20 protein-coding genes and 1 tRNA gene are annotated in these 23,569 nt (G+C 42.2%); 7 read left to right on the top strand and 14 right to left on the bottom strand.

The window, feature by feature from the left end:
- Nucleotides 1-10: 10 nt before the first annotated feature.
- Nucleotides 11-1,573, bottom strand: a complete 1,563-nt coding sequence (locus BMX56_RS09215; RefSeq protein ID WP_090644946.1) for a hybrid sensor histidine kinase/response regulator — start codon at nucleotides 1,571-1,573, stop codon at nucleotides 11-13.
- Between the two features lie 515 nt (nucleotides 1,574-2,088).
- Between BMX56_RS09215 and BMX56_RS09210 the strand changes: the two genes are divergently transcribed.
- Nucleotides 2,089-4,809: a PAS domain S-box protein gene (locus tag BMX56_RS09210; protein WP_090644943.1), complete on the top strand. Its 2,721-nt coding sequence runs from the start codon at nucleotides 2,089-2,091 to the stop codon at nucleotides 4,807-4,809.
- Between the two features lie 54 nt (nucleotides 4,810-4,863).
- Here BMX56_RS09210 and BMX56_RS09205 read toward each other — a convergent pair.
- The 4 genes from BMX56_RS09205 to BMX56_RS29840 form a co-directional block, all read right to left on the bottom strand.
- Nucleotides 4,864-4,937, bottom strand: a tRNA-Arg gene (locus tag BMX56_RS09205).
- Between the two features lie 106 nt (nucleotides 4,938-5,043).
- Entirely contained in the window at nucleotides 5,044-5,235 is a 192-nt protein-coding gene (locus BMX56_RS09200) for a hypothetical protein (protein ID WP_090644940.1), read from the bottom strand.
- A gap of 306 nt (nucleotides 5,236-5,541) precedes the next feature.
- Nucleotides 5,542-6,279 (bottom strand): DUF4184 family protein, encoded by a 738-nt coding sequence (locus tag BMX56_RS09195; protein ID WP_090644937.1) that lies wholly within the window; start codon nucleotides 6,277-6,279, stop codon nucleotides 5,542-5,544.
- A 4-nt stretch (nucleotides 6,280-6,283) separates the two neighbouring features.
- Nucleotides 6,284-6,478, bottom strand: coding sequence for a hypothetical protein (locus tag BMX56_RS29840; RefSeq protein ID WP_143065409.1), 195 nt, complete (start codon nucleotides 6,476-6,478; stop codon nucleotides 6,284-6,286).
- A 104-nt stretch (nucleotides 6,479-6,582) separates the two neighbouring features.
- Here BMX56_RS29840 and BMX56_RS09190 point away from each other — a divergent pair, with 104 nt between their 5' ends.
- Together BMX56_RS09190 and BMX56_RS09185 are read left to right on the top strand one after the other, a co-directional pair.
- On the top strand, nucleotides 6,583-7,518 hold the full coding sequence (locus BMX56_RS09190) for a Nif3-like dinuclear metal center hexameric protein (RefSeq protein ID WP_090644935.1): 936 nt from the start codon (nucleotides 6,583-6,585) through the stop codon (nucleotides 7,516-7,518).
- A 322-nt stretch (nucleotides 7,519-7,840) separates the two neighbouring features.
- A complete protein-coding gene (locus BMX56_RS09185) occupies nucleotides 7,841-8,701 on the top strand; it encodes an N-acetylglucosamine kinase (protein ID WP_090644932.1) in 861 nt (286 codons plus the stop codon).
- Nucleotides 8,702-8,859: 158 nt separating this feature from the next.
- Here BMX56_RS09185 and BMX56_RS09180 read toward each other — a convergent pair whose 3' ends face one another.
- On the bottom strand, nucleotides 8,860-9,552 hold the full coding sequence (locus BMX56_RS09180) for an NUDIX hydrolase (RefSeq protein WP_369829634.1): 693 nt from the start codon (nucleotides 9,550-9,552) through the stop codon (nucleotides 8,860-8,862).
- Between the two features lie 128 nt (nucleotides 9,553-9,680).
- Here BMX56_RS09180 and pfkA point away from each other — a divergent pair, with 128 nt between their 5' ends.
- The 3 genes from pfkA to gap are packed head-to-tail and all read left to right on the top strand — an operon-like array spanning nucleotide 9,681 to nucleotide 12,524.
- A complete protein-coding gene (gene pfkA, locus BMX56_RS09175) occupies nucleotides 9,681-10,667 on the top strand; it encodes a 6-phosphofructokinase (RefSeq protein WP_090644927.1) in 987 nt (328 codons plus the stop codon).
- A 6-nt stretch (nucleotides 10,668-10,673) separates the two neighbouring features.
- The gene (locus BMX56_RS09170; protein WP_090644924.1) at nucleotides 10,674-11,522 is read left to right on the top strand and encodes a hypothetical protein; all 849 of its coding nucleotides are present in this window, start codon (nucleotides 10,674-10,676) and stop codon (nucleotides 11,520-11,522) included.
- Nucleotides 11,523-11,528: 6 nt separating this feature from the next.
- Nucleotides 11,529-12,524 (top strand): type I glyceraldehyde-3-phosphate dehydrogenase, encoded by a 996-nt coding sequence (gene gap / locus BMX56_RS09165; protein ID WP_090644921.1) that lies wholly within the window; start codon nucleotides 11,529-11,531, stop codon nucleotides 12,522-12,524.
- A gap of 444 nt (nucleotides 12,525-12,968) precedes the next feature.
- Here gap and BMX56_RS09160 read toward each other — a convergent pair whose 3' ends face one another.
- From BMX56_RS09160 to ccsA, 4 genes are all read right to left on the bottom strand, one after another.
- Nucleotides 12,969-15,374: an ABC transporter permease gene (locus BMX56_RS09160; protein ID WP_090644916.1), complete on the bottom strand. Its 2,406-nt coding sequence runs from the start codon at nucleotides 15,372-15,374 to the stop codon at nucleotides 12,969-12,971.
- Nucleotides 15,375-15,745: 371 nt separating this feature from the next.
- A complete protein-coding gene (locus tag BMX56_RS09155) occupies nucleotides 15,746-17,182 on the bottom strand; it encodes a Glu/Leu/Phe/Val family dehydrogenase (RefSeq protein ID WP_090644913.1) in 1,437 nt (478 codons plus the stop codon).
- Nucleotides 17,183-17,334: 152 nt separating this feature from the next.
- Complete coding sequence (locus BMX56_RS09150; RefSeq protein ID WP_090644910.1) at nucleotides 17,335-17,544, bottom strand: CcmD family protein; 210 nt, start codon at nucleotides 17,542-17,544, stop codon at nucleotides 17,335-17,337.
- Nucleotides 17,544-18,218 (bottom strand): cytochrome c biogenesis protein CcsA, encoded by a 675-nt coding sequence (gene ccsA / locus BMX56_RS09145; protein ID WP_090644907.1) that lies wholly within the window; start codon nucleotides 18,216-18,218, stop codon nucleotides 17,544-17,546. The genes BMX56_RS09150 and ccsA overlap by 1 nt, the downstream gene beginning before the upstream one ends.
- Before the next feature lie 283 nt (nucleotides 18,219-18,501).
- On the opposite strand from ccsA, the gene BMX56_RS09140 reads away from it, so the two are divergent.
- Nucleotides 18,502-19,266 (top strand): SDR family NAD(P)-dependent oxidoreductase, encoded by a 765-nt coding sequence (locus tag BMX56_RS09140; RefSeq protein ID WP_090644903.1) that lies wholly within the window; start codon nucleotides 18,502-18,504, stop codon nucleotides 19,264-19,266.
- Between the two features lie 207 nt (nucleotides 19,267-19,473).
- On the opposite strand, the gene BMX56_RS09135 is transcribed toward BMX56_RS09140, so the two are convergent.
- The 4 genes from BMX56_RS09135 to BMX56_RS09120 form a co-directional block, all read right to left on the bottom strand.
- Entirely contained in the window at nucleotides 19,474-20,280 is an 807-nt protein-coding gene (locus BMX56_RS09135) for an AraC family transcriptional regulator (protein ID WP_090644901.1), read from the bottom strand.
- 66 nt (nucleotides 20,281-20,346) lie between these two features.
- The gene (locus BMX56_RS09130; RefSeq protein WP_090644898.1) at nucleotides 20,347-21,231 is read right to left on the bottom strand and encodes an oxidoreductase; all 885 of its coding nucleotides are present in this window, start codon (nucleotides 21,229-21,231) and stop codon (nucleotides 20,347-20,349) included.
- A gap of 164 nt (nucleotides 21,232-21,395) precedes the next feature.
- The gene (locus tag BMX56_RS09125) at nucleotides 21,396-22,145 is read right to left on the bottom strand and encodes an HAD-IIB family hydrolase (RefSeq protein ID WP_090644895.1); all 750 of its coding nucleotides are present in this window, start codon (nucleotides 22,143-22,145) and stop codon (nucleotides 21,396-21,398) included.
- Nucleotides 22,146-22,262: 117 nt separating this feature from the next.
- Nucleotides 22,263-22,943, bottom strand: coding sequence for a phosphonatase-like hydrolase (locus BMX56_RS09120; protein WP_090644892.1), 681 nt, complete (start codon nucleotides 22,941-22,943; stop codon nucleotides 22,263-22,265).
- Nucleotides 22,944-23,569: the final 626 nt, after the last annotated feature.

The raw sequence follows: 23,569 nt of genomic DNA, 5'->3' as shown, positions 1-23,569 counted from the left end.
CGTTATGGTGTTATAATGGCAAGCTTATAGAAAACACAGCGCCCTGATCGTTTTTTACGGTAATATCACCGCCGTGCGCGGTCATGAATTGTTTTACAATGGCAAGTCCCAAACCTGTGCCGTTTTTCTTTTGCCGGGTAACAAAGGGTTCAAATAGGGTGCTCATTATTTCATCGGGGATACCCGGGCCATTATCGGCTACGCGTATAATAACATAATCGTCCTGTATTTCGGCACTGATGTTGAGCGTGGCGTTGGGGGTTTTATGATCGTGAAGCGCATCAACCGCATTATTTACCAGGTTGCTTAACGTTCTGCGTAATTTACTCTCATCGCCATTTACAAATAAAGGGTCGGGTACGTTAACATTTATAATAATATCAGCCGCCCCGTCCCTTATCTCTACCTGTTTCACCGCATCCCATGCAACTTTGTTGATGTTAACAGGTATCTTTTTAACAGGGGTGTTTTTTATAAAATCCAAAAAGTCATCAAAAATTAACGATGCCTGCTCGGCCGATTTATCAATCAGGTCGATCAAATCGCTTTCAAGGCCGTCCTCGCGCATCATTTCGGTCATCAATTTTATATTTTTAACAGGCGTGCGCAGGTCATGCATCACCATACCAATTACCTGCCCTACGGCCGATAATTTTTCTTTTTGTATCAGCTTCTCATTTAATTCGGCATTCCTGATAGCCTGGGCGGCGTTTTGCACAAAAAGCTTTAACATATACATTTTTTCGGTTTTAAGCCTTTCCTGTTTTTTAAGCACCGCGAATACCGAATAAGTATCAAGGCGGGCAAGCACAAGCTCATCTACCTGTATTACTTCATCCTTTTCTATCTGTATACTTTTAACACGTGCAATCAGCTCCTGAAGATTTATTCTTTCCTCTATCGCGCCTATAGAAATTATTTTTTCGTAGGCAAAATCGTCATCAAGTTTACCTATCAAAGCCAGGTCGGTATCTAACGAGCCTGCCAGCTGGTCAAGAATATTTTTCAGCAGCGATGTCAGCTGCATTTTATTTAAGCCGATAGAAGAGATAGATTCTATCAGTTTTTCAAGGTTCCTTAATTTATTATAATCGGTTACCGCTTTTGTAGCCAGCTGAATAATCTCTTCGGGGGCGTAAGGCTTACAATGGTAGCCAACGTTTTGCCCGGCCTGTTCAACAATTTCATCAATAGACCGGTCGCTGAAAGCAGTAATAAAAATAATTTCGGCTTTCACATCATATTTCCGGATTTCCATGGCAGTTTCCAGGCCACTCCACCCCGGCATCCGCATATCCAAAAATATAACGGCGTATGGGGTGCCGTTTTCAACAGCTTTTTTCACCATCCTGGCCCCTTCCATACCATTGGAAGCCTTTGCAACGGTAAACTCCGGAATGCCCCGGGCGCGCGTTCCTAATAACGGCTTTGGAACATCAAAAAGAATATTAAATGCCTGATCGATATTTTCCTGTTCCTCATCATTATAATTCGGCATCAATATATCCTCGATGTTATCGCGGACTAATTCTTCATCGTCAATGACCAATACAGCGGTATTAGGCTTGTTCATAATTCTTTAAAATTAATTTAACTTAGGTGGTTTCAATTATAGGCTTTTACGGTAGAATTTGGATTAGGTTGTTGAATTATGAAAACTGCCGGAATATATATTAAAAGGGGCTTTATTGCATAAAAAACGTGTTATAATACCTGCAATATCTTTAAATCAGGGATAATATTAAAATCCTGATTTCGTGCAAAAATGCCAGGGGATTAGAAAAAAGAGCAAATCACCTGGCGTCTCGCGAAAAAACCTTGTTGACATCGATACTTAATTTATAATATAAGGCTACCCCAAACAGGTAAGGTTAAATAAGCTATTTTTTGAGTACGGTAATAATTAAATGTATTTTCAAAAAATGAAACTCACATAATGTATTCGCCGTATAGCAAATTGATTTCTTGTACGTTTCAATTTTGTATCTTTCTATATTTAAGTCGATTGTAACCCGCTGTAACAATTTATCATATACTTGTCCCGGATCAACAGATCATAACGCAGGTTATGATTAATTAATAAATAAAATGCCCGGTAAAGACACAACCAATTTAAAATTGACGAATCAAATCGGCAATACACTTTTCGATCTGTTTGTATCAAATGTAGATGAATGCGCCATATTCATGACGGATCCTGATGGCTATATCCTCACCTGGAATGAAGGAGCAAAACGCCTTAAAGGTTATACCCAAAAAGAAATATTGGAAAAAAATATTTCCATATTCTACCCCTCCGAAGATGTACTGAAAAACAAACCGCAAAACCACCTGAAAAAGGCGCTGAGGAACGGAAAGCATGAAAGCGAAGGCTGGCAGATAAAAAAGGATGGGGTGCGGTTTTGGGCCAATGTTATTTTCACCCCGATATATGATGACGATAAAAAGCTTTTGGGGTTTGCTAAATTCACGAGGGTTATAAACCAGAAGGATAAAAGCGACCAGTTAAGTATAGCCAATGTAAATACAGCAAAAAATAAGCACGAAAAAAAAGCAATACCTCAACTAAATTTCCAGAAACTTATTGAGAATAGTCATGATGGCATTGCCCTGATGGATAGCAAGTTTAAAGTATTTTACAGAAGCCATTCAACCGAACGCATAAGTGGCTGGCGCGAAGAAGAAAGGCGCGAGCGTGATTTCATCGCTTTGATTCATCCGGACGACATACCTGTTATTGAAAAAACACTGCAGGAAATATTGTTAAAACCCGGCTCGTCTGTGCTTGCAACCATACGTGCCATGCATAAACAAGGACATTATATTTGGGCAGAAACCATTTATACCAACATGCTCCACGATGCCGACGTGAATGCCATTGTTTGCAATTACAGGGATGTTAGCGAAAGAAAGAATGCAGAAAATTTATTAAGAAAAAGAACCGAACAGATTGACCTTTTTTTGGACCGCATTACAGACGGGTTTATTTCGCTGGATAGTAACTTCTGCTACATTTATGTAAATAAAAAATTCTGCGAGTCAGTTGGCCTCCCGGCCGAATTGCTCATTGGCAAATGTGTGTGGGATGTGTTTCCCCAATCGGTGGGTTCTGAAACGTATAAAGCTTTTCACAAAGCTTTTAATGAACAAAAATTTGTACGAAGCGAAGATTATTACGCACCGTTAAGCCTTTGGTATGAAGATACTATTTATCCGTCGGAAGCAGGCCTGTCTGTTTTTATTAAAGATATAAGCGAACAAAAAAAGGCCGAACAGCAGGTATTGGAAAAGCAGGAAGAGCTAAAGAAAGCCCAGCAAATGCAGTCGGCAATATTGAATGCGTTGCCACCTTTAATTGCTTTGCTTAATGAAGAAGGTAAGATCATTGCAGTAAATGATTCATGGAAAAAATTCATACTTGAAAATAAGCTCGATATTACCGACGATGGTGTAGGATATAGCTATTTGGCTATTTGTGAAAAAGCGATAGGTTTTGATAGTGTTTATATAGATAAAGCAGCCCGGGGTATAAAAAACGTTTTATTGGGTGAGGCGAAAGAGTTTGGACTGGAACACTACGAAGATTTAACAGGCAAAAGGCATTGGTTTAAGCTCCTGGTAGCGCCGTTACAAGACAAAAGCAGTAAAAATGCAATTGTAATGCATATTGATATCACAGATCAAAAAACTGCCGAACAATCATTGATAAAGTCAGAAGCTAACCTTCGGTCGATATTTGAAAACACCGATCTTTCGATTGTGTTACTGGATACTAAGCTTAAAATAGCATCGTTCAACACCAACGCGCAAAACCTTGCCATAAAACATTTTGGTAAAAAGTTAAAGGTTGGGAGCGAAGGTCCGGCCTTTTTACCTGAAGAGCGCAGGGCTCTTATTGAGGAAAGCATAGGGCGTGTTATTAAAAACAACGAAATAGTTACCTACGAGGCATTTTATAGTATGAAAGATGGCTCGACGGAATGGTTTGATGTAAAATGGATAGGCGTTGTAGGCGAAAAAGGCGACAACGTGGGCGTGGTGCTTACTTTTAAAAACATTACCGCTAAGAAGCAGTATGAGAAAGAGCGCAGCAAGATAACAGCAGACCTTGTACAGCGCAATAAAGACCTGGAAGAATATGCTTATATTGTTTCACATAATTTAAGGGCGCCGGTGGCAAACATCATGGGGCTGTCAAATATATTAAGCGCCGCCGAGCCCGACATCGACGATATAAAAGGCCCGCTACATGCCCTCTCGGTCTCGGCAAATAACCTGGATAAGGTTGTTATTGATTTGAATCAGATACTGCAGGTTACCAGGCGGGCTAACGACAAATTTGAATGGGTATCATTTGCTTCGGTTATTGAAGATATCCGGGAAGATATCTGCGGTATAATAGCCCCCAATAGGGTTACCATAAAAAACAATTTTAGCGGAATTGATAAATTATGGAGCCAAAAAAGTTTTTTACACAACATATTTTTGAATTTAATAACCAATGGCATTAAATACAGGCGGGAAGGTCATGACCCTGTTATTACCATACGAAGTGTGCGTACAAAAAATATAGTAACGCTAACTTTTGAAGACAATGGCAAGGGGATTGATCTTGAAAAACACGGCCATCAAATATTTGGCCTGTACAAAAGATTTGACAGGCATACCGAGGGCAAGGGAATGGGGCTTTTTATGGTAAAAACACAGGTTGAAAGCCTCGGTGGGCGCATTAGTGTGCAAAGCACCCCGGGCAAAGGCACAAAATTTACAATAGAAATGCCCGTATTGGATACTGATTTAATTTCGTGATGGCGAATTGATCAGATGAAAAAGCCTCTCCGTTTGTTTAGAGAGGCTTATCTGTGATCCCATTTGGATTCGAACCAAAGACCTACAGATTAGAAATCTGTTGCTCTATCCAGCTGAGCTATAGGACCATCGATAAAATCAACGACTTTACGGCAAAGTATCATGCCATCGTGTTTTTCGCGGTGCAAATATGCAAAATTATGCTGAATTATCAATCACAAATTTGTGATTTGATTAACGAACTGTCCTTTTTTCGATTCTTTTATAAGCGTATTCGGCGGAATCCACGTTTACATAATCAGAGAATTTCGGGTTGGGATGATATTGTTTTTTAATGTATTTTAAAACTCCGGCAAATAGCACACCTATCATCAGCAACAAACAAAGCGAGAGCAATATTGCTCCAAAGGTAATTACAAAGTCCATCTTAATTAGTATTTTATAATTATTACGCAAACGAATTGTAAAGGTTATACTTTTTTTAAAATTGTAGTTGAAATGAAATTATTGCGCATTAGTCCGAAAAATTAAAGGGAAAATAATTACCGGCAGAAAAAACAAGGCAAAATAAAAGCCCCTTGCACTCGCTGCTTGGGGCTTTAAACCTAAACCTTATCACAATTAATAAGTGTGAAACACTTACCTTATGAGGTAGCAAATATAGAATTCTTAAGTATATGTTGCAAATCCGGAGGCTTAAATTTGGGCACAATGCTAAAATTAACAGAAATATTACAGTTTTTTTTGTAGGCCCGAATCAAAAGCCGACGCTATAACTAATCCAATTAAGCCTCCTGCTATAGCTGTTACCAATAAATTACCAAACAAATACGAATCGTGGCTTTTGAATGACAGCCTTGCAATTATTGTAAATACCGAGGTCAGAAATATAATGAGCCAGTATTTAAACACATTGTATGTACCGGTAACAGCACTTTTTGGCAATCGCCATATTGTGTACCCAATAAACGCGAACCCTGCAAGTGTACTGCCATGTTGTAACAATGAATAACAGTAAATAGGTTGTCGGCCCAATTGAACAACCACTACAGAAAAGAATGGAAAAAGCCTTACAAAATAGCCGGAAGAATGGGTAAAACTATCCCATAAAATATGGGAAGCAGCGCCGGCTATAACCGATAACCCTATTATAAACACGGTAGCAAAGGATATTTTTAACAGCTTCTTTTTATATGCCAAAAACCGGCTATTCAGTTGAATAGGCAGATGATCAATCAATTTATCTTTTACCACAAACAAGTAAATGAATGTTAGCAATAAGCCGAGGGGCAAATCAAAATAAAATAACCCGACCACCGAATGTCCGTAAATAGCTTTTACCCGCATCCTGATAAAATATTCAAAATCGGGTGTCATGCTGCCAATTATTAAACCGGTTATTGAGTAACATCGTTTAGGCAGATGTTTTAGAGGTAAAATGATGGCGGGGTGGGCGAAGGTGAAGGGCATATGTTTAACTATGCCTTAAGTTGTTTTCAATATCAAGTGCATATTCCTTGCAGGTATTAAGCCCGCGTTCAAACTCGGTATCTGTCGTTCCAACCTGTCTTCCGGATCTATCTGAAGCCAAAAATCTAAAAACGCCATTAGATACTTCTTCATAAGCTAGCAACCAGCCAGGCAGTATGTCGATTGTATTTCTGTTCATAGATGTTCTTTCACGAAGATAACATGAATCTTGGAATGTAAACCAGGCACCTTACTTATTTGCGCGCCTATTCTATATATTTGATCAATCACCATTCAACTATCATGAATACAACAAAAAAACTTTTTTCCTTAAATAAGGATTATACCCGCCGTAAATTTATTTTTAATGTTGGCAAAGTGGCCGCCGCCTCGGCATTGCTGAGCGCTCCATTTGTGAGCCGGGCTGCCATTTTTTTTGAGGTTAAAGAGGATGTAACAGTCGGCCAGATCATCGATAAATTCATCAGCCAGATAGCCGGGGCACCTTTCCCTAAAACGGTAGATACGCTTAAATCGGGCAATCTGGATATTAAAGTTACGGGCATTGTTACTACCATGTTTGCCACTGTTGATGTGATAAAACGGGCTATAGCCTTAAATGCCAACTTTATTATAGCCCATGAGCCCACTTTTTATAACCATACCGACGAAACCGACTGGCTGGCCAATGATGATGTATACCAATATAAAGCCAAACTACTTAAAGATAACAACATTGCCGTATGGCGTAACCACGACTATATTCATAGCCTTAAGCCCGACGGCGTAGGCATGGGCGTACTAACCCAATTAAGCTGGGCGGCCTATTACCGGCCCGACCTGGGCAACGTGCTGGTGCTCCCTCCTACCAGCTTAGGTGCTTTAATTGATTACCTGAAAAACAAACTATCCATTAACAAAGTGCGCTACATTGGCAACCCGGCGCAAAACTGCCAAAAGGTATTGTTTTTACCCGGCGCCGCGGGCGGCAAAAGGCACATAACCGAAGCCGGCAAAGTAAAACCCGATGTATTAATTGTTGGCGAAATACAGGAATGGGAAACTGCCGAATATGTGCGCGACGCGCAGGCAAAGGGGGATAACTTATCGCTGATTGTATTAGGCCATATCGCCAGCGAAGAACCCGGATCGGAGTTTATGGCGGGTTGGTTAAAACAGCATTTTGCGGCAATTAAATCGGTACATATTCCGGCAAATAATTCATTGTCGTTCATGTAAACGTTACCGGCTTAGTGTAATTATATACAAGTATTATTGATAGATGTTGCTAAATAATTTAACATTACGTACAATTGCAAAAAAATTGACCGCAATGGCCTAATCCTCAATTACATGTTGATTTTACATTTATTATAATGCCCCAAGGTAATGAAAATGTGTTGTTGATAATGATACTTTAAGCCAGTAACGTTAGATTTTGTGTAAAAAGAAAGTGTAATTAGCATAAAAATGGCAATTTTTATGATTTAGGTTACAAAGTGTTTTTTTTACAATAAGTTAATCATACTTTTAACCCAATTTTTCTAATAAAACTTTATTTATGATCATAATTGCTGACGGTGGCTCAACTAAAACAAACTGGTGTCTGGTTACCGAAGAAGGTAAAAAAGTGTATTTCAACACTGAGGGATATAACCCCTATTTTTCAAGTACAGAGTACATCATCCAATCGTTAAACGAAAGCTTGCCTACCGACCTTGATAAAAACGAAATAACCGAGGTTAATTATTACGGGGCCGGCTGCTCAACAGATGATATGCGCAACCTTGTAAAAGTTGCGATGGAAGCTGTTTTTACTAAAGCTAAGGTATACATAGGCCATGATTTGCTTGCTGCGGCACGCGCCCTGTTAGGCAATACCGAAGGTTTTGCGGCTATTTTAGGTACAGGTACCAATTCTTGTATTTACGATGGTAAAAATGTTGTACATAATATCGATTCGGGCGCTTATATCCTGGGCGATGAAGGCAGCGGCTGCTACATCGGCAAAAAATTATTAGTTGATTATTTGCGCGGTTACATGCCCGAGCCTGTGCGCAACCTGTTTTGGGAAACCTTTAAACTTACGCCCGATGATATTAACGAGCAGGTTTATACCCAGCCACGCGCCAACCGCTTTTGCGCAAGCTTCAGCAAGTTTGTTTATGATAACAATGTGCACATTGAATACTCACGTAATTTAGTACGTACCTCGTTCGAAGATTTTTTCCGTAACCTGGTTACCCACTACCCCGACTATCAAAAATATACCTTTAACTGCATAGGCTCGGTAGGGTACAACTTCCGTAACGTACTGGAAGAAGTAGTTACCGAAAACGGAATGGTTGTTGGTAACATCATCCGCTCGCCTATAGATAACCTGGTTAAATACCATTTAGAGTTATCGCCGAGCAGCTTGTAGTTTTTTGTCGGAAAGTCCGGAAGTCCGGAAAGTCCGAAAGTTGAAAAGCATATATAGAAAAGGCCGGGAATTTCTCCTGGCCTTTTCTATATATTACTTTATGACTGATAACAACACTAAACAAGTGCTGCCTTACTTCCGGTCTTTCCAACTCCTCCCTATCCCAAACTCATTTCACCCTGAAATATCTTCCCGTACTTGCGTTTATCAAACTTGTACAGTTTGGCTGCACGGTAGCTTACCCCTTTTTGCTTCTCGTCCAGCTCTTTTAAAAAGCCGTAGCTGAGCATTTTTTTGCGGAAGTTACGTTTATCCAGCTTTTTGTTAAGCACAGCCTCGTATAATGATTGTAACTGGGTAAGCGTAAATTTTTCAGGTAACAACTCAAACGCTATAGGCTGGTAATGCAGCCTGCGGCGGATTTTATTAAAGCCGGTATTAAAAATTTCGCTGTGGTCAAATGCCAGCTTAGGTAAATCGTTTACCGGGTGCCAGATGGCTTTTTTGGCAAACTGGGTTACCGGGCGCAGCTCCTTTTGCCCGTTGATACGAATAAGCGCGTAATAGGCAACCGTAATTACACGGCCTTGCGGGTGTCTGTTAACCTCGCCAAAGGTGTGAAATTGTTGCATATGCAAATCGCGCAAACCGGTAAGCTCATACAGGATCCGCTCGGCGGCATCGTCTATGCTTTCGTCCTGCTCAACAATGTAGCCGGGTAATGCAAACCAATCTTTATATGGTTCTTCGTTACGCTCAATTAATAAAATCTTAAGTTCGCCGGCTTCAAAACCAAAAATTACGCAGTCTATCGAGAATACGGAATCAAATTTAGGCAGCATTAGTTCCAAAATACTTATCGGGATTTAATTTACAGTTTAAATATATGACCTTAATTCCTAATCTAAAAAAAAACAAATAAATTTAATGGTGTAATTTACACACTGTATCTTCGTAGCACAAATTTAGTAGTGTAAAGATGCAGAAAATTTCAAAAATTGCTGTTTTAACCTCAGGCGGCGACGCACCGGGCATGAACCCATGTATCCGCGCGGTTGTTCGCACAGCATTATATAATGGCCTCGAGGTTGTAGGCATACGCCAGGGCTATAAAGGGCTTATCGAGAACGACATGTACGATATGAACAAGCGTTCGGTAAGTAATATATTGAATTTAGGAGGCACCATTTTAAAAACTGCCCGCTGCCTGCCTTTTAAAGAAGAGGAAGGCATGGCCACCGCCTACAAGCATCTAAAAGAGCATGGCATTGATGCCCTGGTAGTAATTGGTGGCGATGGTACATTTACCGGCGCCCTGCGTTTTTCAAAAAAATACCCGGATATTGCTGTAATGGGCGTTCCGGGCACCATTGATAACGACCTTTGCGGTTCAACGTATACCCTGGGGTTTGATACAGCTACTAATACAGTTATTGAAGCGATCGACAAAATTCGTGATACAGCCGATGCGCATGACCGCCTTTTCTTCATCGAAGTAATGGGTCGCGACTCGGGCGCTATTGCCCTGCGGGCGGGCATTTCATGTGGTGCAGAGGCCATCTTACTGCCCGAAAAACAAACCGCTATTGAGGATTTGATCCAAAACCTTAAAACGGGCCACATGAACAAAAAATCGTCAAGCATCGTAATTGTGGCCGAAGGCGACAAGAATGGCGGCGTGTACGACGTGGCAAAAGCCGTACAAAAAGAAGTTAAAAACTACGACATTAAAGTAACTATATTAGGCCACTTGCAAAGAGGGGGCAGCCCATCCAGTTTCGACAGAATTTTGGGCAGTCGTTTGGGCTTTGCAGCAGTTAACGCTTTGATAGCAGGAGAATCACAAAAAATGGTAGGTTTGCAGGCCAATAACATTGTGCTAACCAGTTTGGAGGAAGCGCTTAACCACCATGAGTTTAAGCTGGAAGCAGACCTTTTACAAATGGTTGATATATTATCGATATAATAATTAATGATTGCAGTAGTTTATAGCGGTTCGTATTTTGCACATTGGCGCCTGGCCGATAAAGGAAGAACTATTGCTTCCTTTAAAACCAACGGCATCAATCCCTACTTTAACGACGAAAAGCACATTCTGCAACTTCTCAATAAAAACATCAACCTCATTCACCACGCCGAAGAGATAAAACGTATTTACTTTTTTGGTGCCGGGGCATCGTCAGTTGAACGTAAGGCGGTGGTATATAACGCGCTCTCGGCATTTTTTAAATTTGGCAAGGTAACTGTTGAGCACGACATTACCGCGGCAGCTATTGCCTGCTGTAAAAACTCGCCCGGTATTGTAAGCATTTGCGGCAGCGGCTCAAACGCCGCTTATTACGATGGTAAAAAAGTGGCCCCCAACAACTACGGCCTGGGTTATATACTGGCCGACGAGGGCAGCAGCAACTGGTTGGGCAGGCAGCTTATTAAAGGGTTTATGAACCAAACCCTGCCACCAAACATCCGCAAAAAGTTTATCCATAAATACGACGCCGACCGCAAAACGCTTTTAGAGAAGGTTTACCGCCAAAAACAACCGGCTTTATTCCTCAGTTCGTTTGCCGATTTTTACCTGGAAAACCGCACCGACAATCATCTCCAAAACGTCATAAAAAAAGGATTTAGCAGTCTAATTTCCACATATTTAGTACCTTTACATAAGCAACATCCCGATACCCCTATCTACTTTGTGGGCACGGTTGCTGCCAATTTTCAGGAACTTTTATATGAAAGCGCTGCCGAAGCCAATTTGCAGATAACCAACATTATAAAAGAACCCATAAATAATTTATTAACCTACTATTCAAATAAAAATTAAAAAATCATGAAAATAGGAATTAACGGTTTCGGCCGTATTGGCCGCCTGGCATTCAGGGCCGCAATTGAAAGATCCGACATTGAAGTTGTTGGTATTAATGACCTGGTTGAGCCAGATTACATGGCTTACATGTTAAAATACGATTCAACTCACGGACCATTCAAAGGCACTATTGCTGTTGAAGGCGGTCATTTGGTTGTAAACGGTAAAACCATCCGTGTTACTGCCGAAAAAGACCCTGCTAACCTTAAATGGGGCGAAATAGGTGCTGAAGTGATCATCGAATCAACAGGCTTGTTCTTAACACAGGAAACTGCTCAAAAACATATCGATGCAGGTGCTAAAAAAGTAGTAATGAGCGCACCGGCAAAAGATGATACCCCTACATTTGTAATGGGTGTTAACCATAAAGAATTGAAAGCCGATCAAAACATTGTATCAAACGCTTCATGTACTACCAACTGTTTAGCACCTATTGCTAAAGTATTGGATGATAACTTTGGTATCGAAGAAGGCTTAATGACCACCGTACACGCCGTTACAGCTACTCAAAAAACTGTTGATGGCCCAAGTGCTAAAGACTGGAGAGGTGGCCGTGGTGCTTACCAAAACATCATCCCTTCATCAACCGGCGCTGCTAAAGCAGTTGGTTTGGTGTTACCTCAGTTAAAAGGTAAATTAACCGGTATGTCATTACGTGTACCAGTTGCCGACGTATCTGTTGTTGACTTAACCGTACGTTTGAAAAAAGGTGCTTCATACGAAGCCATCAAAGCAGCTATGAAAGCAGCATCTGAAGGCGAATTAAAAGGAATTTTAGGTTATACTGAAGATGAAGTGGTATCTGAAGATTTCAAAGGCGATGCACGTACATCAATTTTTGATGCAAAAGCAGGTATCGGCCTTAATGATAACTTTGTTAAAGTTGTATCATGGTACGATAACGAGTGGGGTTACTCAAACAAACTGATCGACCTTGTTCAGGAATTAGGTAAATTCTAATTTCCCTTTCCCAACATTAATTTATACTAACAACAGCCCTGGCAATAGCCGGGGCTTTGTGGTTTAAAAATAGTATCAAGTAGTAAGTAGTAAGTAGTAAGTATCAAGTAGCAAGATTTCTTTATTCCCCTCTCGAGAGGGGGGCGCGATAGATTGAGCAGTGGCAGAGGTGTGTTTGTCGGCGTTCTCTCTGCATGTTCAAACACATCTTGCTACTTGATTCTTACTACTTGATACTAACCATGGCAATGCCTGCGGCCCGGGCTGTACATTCATACTGCACAGGCCTTAGCCACATAGGCCGGTATCCATTTCCATCCCTATTGCTACGCTGCAAAGTGTCCGCCCGGCATCCATCCCGCCATGTTCGGACAAGCGGACTCTGTAATATAGCCACCGCAAACCATCCATAGCCGCCTTGCTTAATTCGCAACCTTACAGAAACTACTCCGTTTTCAAACTCTTAACCGGGTTCATCAATGCGGCTTTTACCGTTAATAATGATACTGTAACAAAAGCAATGATAAACACCACTATAAACGGTATAACAAACAACAGCCAACTGATACTGAGCCGGAACGAGTAGGTTTGCAGCCATTTGTTAATGGCATACCAGGCCAGCGGTGCCGATACAACAAAAGCAACAACTACCAACACGGCAAAATCTTTATAAAGCAACTGTAAAATATTACTAACGGTGGCACCAAGTACCTTCCTGATGCCTATCTCTTTGGTACGCTGTACAATGGTGTATGATACCAGGCCAAATAACCCAAGGCAGGCAACAAAAATGGCTATGAATGTAAATATGCCAAACACCTGGCCAAAACGCTTATCGGCCTGGTATTGCTTGTTAAAATGCTCGTCCAGGAAAAAATAATCAAACTGATCATTGGGGAAATATGTTTTCCAGTCTGTTTTCAACCCAGCTAATGTTTGCTGTATGTTGGCTGTGCTTATTTTAATTGATACCTGGTTGCGCAAATCTGGTATACACCTAAAAATCAAAGCGTCGTAATCATCCCGTAGTGATTGCTGATGAAAATTTTCAACAACACCAACAATAGTATAGGTTTTGCCCCAAAAATCAATTTGCTTACCTATGGCCTGTTCGGGCTTATCAAAACCCATTTGGTGAATGGCCTTTTCGTTAAACACTACCGAAGCCGTATCGGTAGTAAACTGGGGCGAAAACCTGCGGCCCGCAAGAAGCTTCATATCGTAAAAAGTGAGGTATTCCTGGTCGCCCCCAATAACACGGTATTGCTTGCCTTGCGACTGATCGGCACCGTGGGGCTTAATGCCGCCCGCGTTCCATGACACCGGCTCGCCCGGCACCGTGGTCGATACTGTCATCCCTTTAATAGCCGGGTTAGTAAGGATGTTGTTTTTAAACGCCTTCATATTGCGGTAAAACGAATCTATTTTGGCTATTGGCGGCTTAACCACAATGGTTTGATCAATATTGATACCCAGGCTTTGGTTTTGCATATATTGAATTTGCCTGAATACCGTTAGCGAACCAATCAGCAGGAAAATTGATGCTGCAAACTGAAAAACCACCATCCCCTTGCGCAAAATTATACCCCGCGGCGATGCCGACAATTTACCCTTCATCACCTCAACAGGCTTAAAAGATGACAGCACCATCGCCGGGTAAAAGCCCGAAAAGAACGCGCCCACCAGCAATATACTCCCTACCGTTATCCAGAATACCGGGTTTAAAAACAAACTAAAGCTGACATGCAGGCCCGATATATTGGAAAAAACAGGCAAAAAAACAATTATCAATATAACCGCCAGCAGCAGCGCCAGTAGGTTAAGCAACCCGGCCTCCAGCATAAACTGTACAATAAGTTGCTTTTTTGCCGATCCTAACGTTTTACGTACACCAACTTCTTTGGCCCGGCCTATCCCCTTGGCGGTAGCCAGGTTAATATAGTTTATCCAGGCTATAATAATTACAAATATGGCTATGCCCAACAACAGGTAAACAGAGTTACCATCGCCATTGGGCTGCAGTTCAAACATCAGGTTGGAGTACAGGTGAATGCTGCCTACCGGCTGCAGGGTATAAATACCGCTTTCGCCCGAGCCTTTATATTTATCATACGCCTTTTTTACAATGGGAATAAATTTAGCCTCTAAGACCTTAGGGTTAACACCCGGCCTAAGCAGCAAATAGGTAGTACAGCCATCATTCATCCACTGGTTATCAATACCCGGCGCGTAAATTTTTGACAGCGTAGCCCATGACTGTAAAAAATCGAGCCTCATGTGTGTATTTTCGGGCATATCCTCCATTACCCCTGTAACCTTCATGCCCTTATCGTTATAAATGATAATATTCTGGCCAACAGGATCCTGGTTGTGAAACAGCTTTTTGGCCACGCTGCTTGATATAACTACCGTATTAGGCTCGGCCAGGGCGGTTTTAGGATCGCCCCGTAGTAATTTATACGAGAATATGTTGAAAAACGAATTGCCAACAAAGTAGTTATTGGCAACCGTCATTTTCTGATCCTTATAACTGAGCAGGATATCGCCGGCCGGCGATAATTTTACCATATCTTCAATCTCGGGCAAATCGTTTTTAAACTCAGTTCCCGGTGCAAAAGCTCCGCCGGCCCAGCGGGTACTTAATTTGCCATTATTGAAGCGGTCCTGGTTAATGCGGTAAATACGGTCTTTCTTCGCCTGAAAATTATCAAAACTCAGTTCAAACGTAACATACTGCAAAATTAAAAGGCAGGCAGCCATCCCAATGGCCAGCCCCACAATATTGATAAACGAAAAAGCTTTGTTTTTAGTGAGGTTACGAAAAGCAACCAGCAAGTAATTTTTAAGCATATCGATGGTTTTTACCTATTGATTTCACCATCATTGTGCCATCATTTTAAACACCTAAAAATCAATCACTTATTAAAAAGTAACGCCATAAAAACGTACGAATATGATACAGCATAGTACGTGTGCGAACGGCAATACCTGTTGTGCCCGGGCAATACATTCATACTGTACAGGGCATTAGCACAGTGTCATTAAGTTTAAGTTAAGAAAAACAGGTAATGACGTGTTTTTAAGCACATGATTACCAATATCGAACATCCATCATTGAGGTACGAAGCAATCCTCTACATGCTAAGTCCCACGTAGTTTGGGATTGCTTCGTTCCTCGCAATGACGGTAGTTTAGAACATTGATTACCAACGACCAAATATTTACGGCCAGATACCTAAGTTTTGGTAACTCACCGCTATTTTATTAATTGCACCTACCATGGCAGCGCTGCGCAAGGTATCAATTGCCGGGTTGTTTTTGTAAATCTCCCTGATCTCGTAGTACGAACGGATCATGGTATCTTCCAAACCGGAGTTTACCAACTCTAATTCAGATGCGCCTTTAATAATGGTCGACCTTTGCATCGGGGTTAATGATGTACCGGTAATACCCTCTACCATATTTACCAGGTTAAGGTTTGAGTTTTCCTCGAACCTGCGGTTCATGCGGCCAAAGGCTACGTGGCTCAGGTTTTTTAACCACTCAAAGTACGATACCGTTACACCGCCCGCATTGGCATACATATCCGGGATAATGATACCGCCGTTGGCATAAAATATAGCTTCGGCCTCGGGCGATGTTGGGCCGTTTGCGCCTTCAGCAATGATTTTTGCCTGTATGTTGCGGATGTTGCTTTCGGTTATCTGGTTTTCTAAAGCCGCCGGTACCAGGATATCGCATGGCTGTTCCAGGCCTTCCATGGTGTTTTTAAATTCCTGTGCCGCGCCTGCGTAACCTAAAATAGATCCGCTTGCTTTACGGTGCTGGAAAACGGCTTCAACGTCGAGACCGTTTTCGTTATAGATGGCGCCTTCAAATTCGCAAAGGCCAACTATGATGGCACCAAACTCGGCCAGGAATTTTGCAGAGTAGTAACCTACGTTACCTAAACCCTGCACAATTATCCTTTTGCCCGATAAGCCGGGCAACAGACCAATTTTTTGCATATCATCGCCAAAGCTAACACACTCGCGAACGGCGATAGCCACACCGCGACCTGTTGCTTCCCTCCTGCCTGCAATACCATGCAAAGCAATGGGTTTGCCGGTAACAGCGCCCATAGCATCCAGTTGACCGGGGTTCATGGTGGCATACGTATCGGCTATCCAGCTCATTTCGCGTTCGCCGCTGCCGTAATCCGGTGCGGGTACGTCAATGCTGGGGCCTATAAAGTTTTTCTTGATGAGTTCTACAGTATAGCGGCGGGTAATATTTTCCAGTTCGCTTACAGTGTAGTTTTTAGGGTTTATTTTGATACCGCCTTTTGCACCACCGAAGGGGACGTTTACGATAGCGCACTTATAGGTCATGAGGGCAGCAAGGGCCATTACCTCATCCTCGTTCACCATTTCGCTGTAGCGGATACCGCCTTTGGTTGGCGATTGGTGGTGCGAGTGCTCAACGCGCCAGGCGTCAATTACTTCGAAACCATTGCCCCTGCGGATGGGGAAACGGAAACGGTAAACGCTGTTACACGACTTAATCTGATCGAGCAAACCAGCGTCGTGTTTAGTAAACTGTGCTGCGTAATCAAAGTTTTTACATACGTCGCCAAAAAAGTGGGTCTCCTGGTCGGCAACTAAAATATTGGTATCCATAATTATTGTATAAATATTAAACTCTTAAAAAAGTGTGCAAATTTGGTACAATTTTTATCAATATTGCAAATATATTATAGTTAGTGTTTCAGGTACACACTATGCATGCATAGCAAAATCAGTGTTTAAACGAAATAGGGCTATCTTTTTTATTATTGATTTTTTTCTATTTTTCTAAGCCTGCGGTCGATAGAAAACAGATAAATGGCCAGGCCTAAAAAAACGATCACGATAGTACACACTACAACGTATATTTTCCCCGAACTGCGCAATACGTCGGCCATTTCAACCGGACCATTTTGTTGTGCAAAAGCAGTAGCAAAGCTCAGCAACAACATTAACATTAATGTTAACTTTTTCATTAATTTATTTGGTTCTTTTTATATTCAATTAAACGGATGCGGTACCGTACCGATGCTATCCACACGCCCATAGCGCTCCAGGCAATAAATGCCGGGTACAATACCATACGCATGCGGTTATCCATATCCAGCTTACCGAATGCGGGGTTACCGCCGTTGCCGGGGTGCAATGAATCTGTCATCCGGGGCAATACCATAATGAGCACAATCATGATAGGGAACGCGAAGATGTTATAAATGGCCGAAATTTTGGCCCGCTTTTGTTCCTCATCAATAGAGTTGCGCAATACCGAATAGGCACAGTACAACAGGAACGCAATGGCCGCGCTGTTTTGCTTAGGATCGTTACTCCAGAAAGCGCCCCAGGTGTACCTGGCCCATAGCATGCCGGTTATAAGCCCTATAACAAAAAAGAAAAGGCCCGTGTTAGCGCTTTCTACGGCTATCAGGTCGTACTCCTCTTTACCTGTTTGCAGGTACTTGATACTGTAGTAAACCGATATGGTAAACACGGTAAACATGGCCATCCACATAGGTACGTGGAAATAAGTATTACGGATAGTTTCGTGCAGGATGGGCATGGTTGGCACGCCAAGTAATAAGCCCGCAATAAGTGTGTAAACAATCACAATTACGGTTACTACCTTCCACCAGGTTTGATAAATAAACTTCATATTATTCGGATGGGCAAAGGTAATTAATTAGTTTATTAGTTCATTAGTTCATTTGTTGATTGGTGGCATAGTTGGTTACGGGAATAGCTGGAGATAAATAGCCCAAATAAAACACATTACCACTCTTATCAAACAAGCTAATTAGCCGCCAACCACCAATGAACTAATGAACCAGCGAACCAATAAACTAATAAAATTTGATATTGGTAAACTTCGGATTGAATTGCGCAAACCGGGCGTAACTTGGCGCGTTACCTTTGTACTGTTAAATTAAAACACACAAATGGAACCAACAAATAAAATAGCCCTTGTTACCGGCGGCAGCCGTGGTTTGGGTAAAAACATGGCTTTTGCCCTGGCCAAAAAAGGCATCAACGTAATACTCACGTATCACAGCAAACAAGATGAAGCACAGGCCGTAGTAGCCGAGGTCGAAAACCTGGGCGTTAAAGCCGCTGCCCTGCAATTAGATGCCGGAAATATTAAAAGCTTCGATAGCTTTTTCGACCAATTAAAAACGGTTTTAACGGATAAGTTTAACACCGCCAATTTTGATTTTTTGATTAACAATGCCGGAATTGGTATACATGCCCCCTTTGCCGATACCAATGAAGAAGACTTTGATTTGCTGGTTAACGTACACTTAAAAGGGGTTTTCTTTTTAACCCAAAAAGCGCTGCCCCTGATTAATGATGGCGGCCGCATTATCAACCTATCAAGCGGGCTGGCGCGTTTCAGTAACCCTGGATACGCTGCTTACGCAGCCATGAAGGGCGCCATTGAGGTATTAACCCGTTACCAGGCCAAAGAATTGGGTGCCCGCGGCATAGCGGTAAATACCGTGGCCCCTGGCGCCATTGAAACTGATTTTGGCGGCGGCGTGGTGCGCGATAATGAGCAGGTAAACAAAATGATTGCCGGTGTAACCGCCCTTGGCCGTGTTGGCGTGCCCGATGATATTGGCGGTGTAGTAGCGTTTTTGTGCACAGAGGATGCGCGTTGGATAAATGCGCAACGCATTGAGATATCAGGCGGTATGAACGTTTAATGTGATTTACTATCACAAAAAAAACTCCCGGTTGGCAGCCGGGAGTTTCTAAACAAAAATTCAAACCAATAAATAACTAACCTTTTACATCTTTTTGTACGTGAACCTAAACGTAATGGTTACGTTAAAAATTAGTTTTTTTATTTATTTAAACAACTCAATACAAATTGATTACCCACCGGTTACTTTGGCTGCCGAACGCATATTTTAAACTTTAGAAGGCGCTACTCCAAATGCTTTTTTAAACGCGAACGAGAAGTGCGAAAGGTCTTCAAAACCCAGTTCGAGGTAAACCTCAGATGGGGCTTGCTTTTTCTGCTTAATCAGGTAGTGGGCTTGTTGCAGCCTGCGTTGCTGTAACCATTTGCCGGGGCTTGTATGAAAGGTTTTTTCAAAATCGCGTTTAAACGTGGCCAAACTACGTCCTGTTAGGTAGGCAAAGCGTTTTAGCTCTACATTAAACTGGTAATTTTTGTTCATAAAGCCTTCCAGGTCTATTTTGCCTGGCTCGCTGAAATCAAACAGTACATCTTTAAGTTCGGGATTGCCTTGCAATAATATCAATATAGCTTCGCGCAGTTTTAACCGTTGTAACTCGTTGCTAATGGTATGTCCGCTTTGCTGGTAAGGCAGCAGTGATTCCATAAAGCTTTTATACAAGGCGTTAGGCTTTAAAGTAATAAAAGGGCCGTCGGTATCATGCTTTTCCGATTTCAGGCCGTATTCCATACTAAAATTACGCAAGGTTTGCTGGTCGAGATAGATGGATAAAGCCCTGTACTCGCCATTGGGTGGCGGCGACTTTATAAATTTGATAAGATGATTGCGCTTGCTTAACCTAAAATCCCCCTCTTTAACATGATAAGTATGCTCTCCGTCGGTTATCTGGATAGAGCCGGCTATCTGGTAGCTAAAAACATGCTCGGGCACAAACTGTTCGCCCTCCCTGCTTCTGGCAATGTAGCAGGAGTGCTTTATTTGCTGTAAAATGGGTTCCTTATCCTGTTTAAGCATATCATTCAAATTTACAATAATAGCTGCGCCTGTAAAATAAACCTGCGCAGCTATTATTCGTGATCCTTATTTTTTGAGCGTGAGGTATGCTTTGCCTTGTTCTGATTCAAAGAAGTTCTCCGATTCATCATGATCGGTTGAAATACTTAATGGGGCCCATTTGTCAAGCTCGGCCATTTTTGCGGTGTCGGATGCTTTTACAATAGCCAGGCCTTCGCTGCCCAATATTAAATGCAATGGCGGCTGCGGATGATCAACAATTTCAAGCATTACTTTTGCTGCCTTATCAGGGTCGCCAACCGGTTTAAAATTGCCACTCTTGAAAAAGGCAGCCCTTTTTTCAACTGTAGCCTCATACCCTTCAATTGATTTTGCGTAGGTCATCGAGTCGCCGGCCCAATCTGTGCGGAAACCACCCGGTTCAATCACAATTACTTTGATACCCAATGGGGCCACTTCCTGTGCAAGGCCTTCGCTAAAGCCGCTCAAGCCAAACTTTGCTGCCTGGTAAATGCTTACACCACCGCTGCCTACCCTGCCGCCAATGGAGCTTATTTGCAAAATATGCCCCGACCGTTGTTTACGCATATGAGGCAACGCCGCGCGGGTAATTGCTATAGGCGCCCACAGGTTGGTATCCAGCTGGCTGTGCACCTGCTCATCGGTATAAGCTTCGGCAGCACCGGTAATACCGAAGCCGGCATTGTTTACCAATACATCTATGCGGCCAAAATGCTGTATAGTACTTTCAATAGCGGCATTTATTTGTTGCTGGCTTGTTACATCCAATTGAATAGGGAGCAGCTGGTTTGGGTATTTATCTATAAAATCCTGTAACTGTTCGGGGTTGCGTGCTGTGGCGGCTACCTTATCGCCTTTGGCTAATACTGCTGCTGTAAGGCTGCGCCCCAATCCGCGGGAACTGCCTGTTATAAACCATATTTTTTCCATGTCTCTTTTTATTTGTTTGTTAATACAAATATCGGGAGAACACCGGGGCCACATTTTGTTGTAAAGCTCAAATTGCTTTGTTGAAAGGTGCAGAATGTCCGGGCATATCAAATCTGCAAAAATTGCCAGTTGATCAAAATAGCTGTTGAATTAAACTTGTGATCCTATTTTTTCAAACAGGCCACCACACCCTCAATCACCCTTTTTGTTTCCTCCGGATCGCGCACCTGTATGCAATCGGCGCCGGTAGTGCGGGCCGGGTAATCGTTACCGCCATCAAACAAGGCATCGCCCATAAACAGCATTTGGCTAATAGGTATCTTGAGTATATTGTGCAGCTTGTGCATTCCGTAGGCTTTATCTATTCCGGGCTTTGTAATATCAATGGAGGTAGCGCCACCCAGGTTCACGGCAAAATCCGGGATCAGCTTATCCAGTATAGTCTTAATTTTTTTGCGCTTTTTAAAATCGGGGTCCCAGGCTTTTTTAGGTTCGAGCGGAGCTTTTTGGCCCAGGGCCGAAAAAGTGATCTGGCTGTCGCGGTCCTCTACCTGTTCGCCCCAAATTTTTTCGGCTTTAAAACCGGATTTTTCAACAGCTTCGTTCAGCGAACTGACGATCTTTTTCTTTTCGTCGGCAGTAAAATCCTCCGAATATATCTTTTTCCAGCCAGCGGGCTTATATTGATAAAATTTGGTACCACAGGTAGGCAGAATTGAAAGTTTTGCCAGCTTTGTACCTTTAGGCAGGTGGGCAATTACCTGCTTTTCAAACTGGGGCCAGCCGCCGCCAGATATAATGGCAACTTTGGCCACATCCAAGAGTGCCGAAAATAATTTGGCCATTTCGGCATCTATCGCGGCCTTACTTTCGGCAAGAGTTCCATCCAGGTCAAAAACAATTAGTTTTTTCATGTTGATGAAGCAACAGCCAGGATGGTTATTTAGTTTGGTGTAGATGGATTTAGTGGCAAAACGTGAACGCAGATTGCTTCGCCACTATGCTATATATGAATTATTCGTTTTCACCGTTTACTTAACTGCATCAACCAGGGGCAGTAACTCCAGCAAATTATCAATGATGCCTTCCGGATTGGCCGATTGCAATTGTTGTAAGGTATGCGCACCCGTAGTAATGCCAACATTTAGTAAGCAGCCTGCGTTGCGGCCTTCTTCGATATCGATGATCGAATCGCCAACTTTTGCTACTTCCCGGCCATCAGTAATCCCGAAATGTTTCATAGCAAACCAAATCATGTCCGGATTAGGACGGTTTTTGTCAACATCGTCGGCGGTAACCAGCAAGTCAAATTCCACACCTTCTTCCCATCCTAATTTGGCAACCAATGATTGAGCGGTTTTGCGGTTGTAACCTGTGTTTAAAACTACCAGGATATTTTTTTCGCTTAAAGCGCCAAATAAATCTGTGGCATTGGGCTGCGGCAGTACATTTAAAGCAGCATAAGCATCAGCCAGTTGAGCTATAAAATTCGCATAAATGCTATCGGTAAGGCTATCGTCTTCTGTGCCTGTATAAACCTGCAAAATACTTTTTATGGCCTGCCGTTTTTCTTTACCTGCGCCCTGCGCTAATACCTCATCAAGGCTAAAGTTATAACCGGCCTGGTTTATCGCTGTCCGAAGCGTTTTATATACCACGTTATCTTCGTCAACGGTAGTACCAGCCATATCAAAAACAACCATTCTTATCATGTTATTCTATTTTATCTTTTAACAATCCTTACGCTCTTTTTAACTCCGCTTCATCATAAAATCACTGTTATGGCTCGTGACCATTACACCTAACCGCCGGTAACCCTTACACTTGCTTTGTTATAGTTGACAAAGGTAAAAGCTTCCTGCACCCGGGCAAATTCTGCAAAAACTTATAATTGCCTTGATATGGCTATCAGGATTTACATTGATGTATAACCGGTGCCGTATTCATCTTCTCATCTGCTCTCCGCAGAAAACGATACAAACCAGTCGGCCGTCAAATCTTTAATAAACAATACAGCGATTAAATTTAGCCGCAAATATAGCGCAGCTAAGTAGGTAGTCGGCATGCGCTGTTTTATCAAATTGTTATGTTATTATTAGCGAACGATATTTAAATAATGTGTAAACCCGGGGCGGGCACCAGACAGTATGTCTTAGCTAAGTATTTTATAATGGCGGTTTCTGTTTTAACTTAATTTCTTAATATTATCCTCAAACAATTAGGGCTTTTATCCGTACTATTGTATTCATCCGGTTTTTTTAAGCTTAGCAACTCAAAATCAGCTTACTGCATTTTACAAACATCTACCTGTCCGGACGGCGATGGTATCTCATTAAAA

The sequence above is a fragment of the Mucilaginibacter sp. OK283 genome, assembly GCF_900110415.1.
Taxonomy (GTDB): Bacteria; Bacteroidota; Bacteroidia; order Sphingobacteriales; family Sphingobacteriaceae; genus Mucilaginibacter.
Note: the sequence above shows the minus strand (reverse complement) of the source record. Positions and strands in the feature narration are given on the sequence as shown.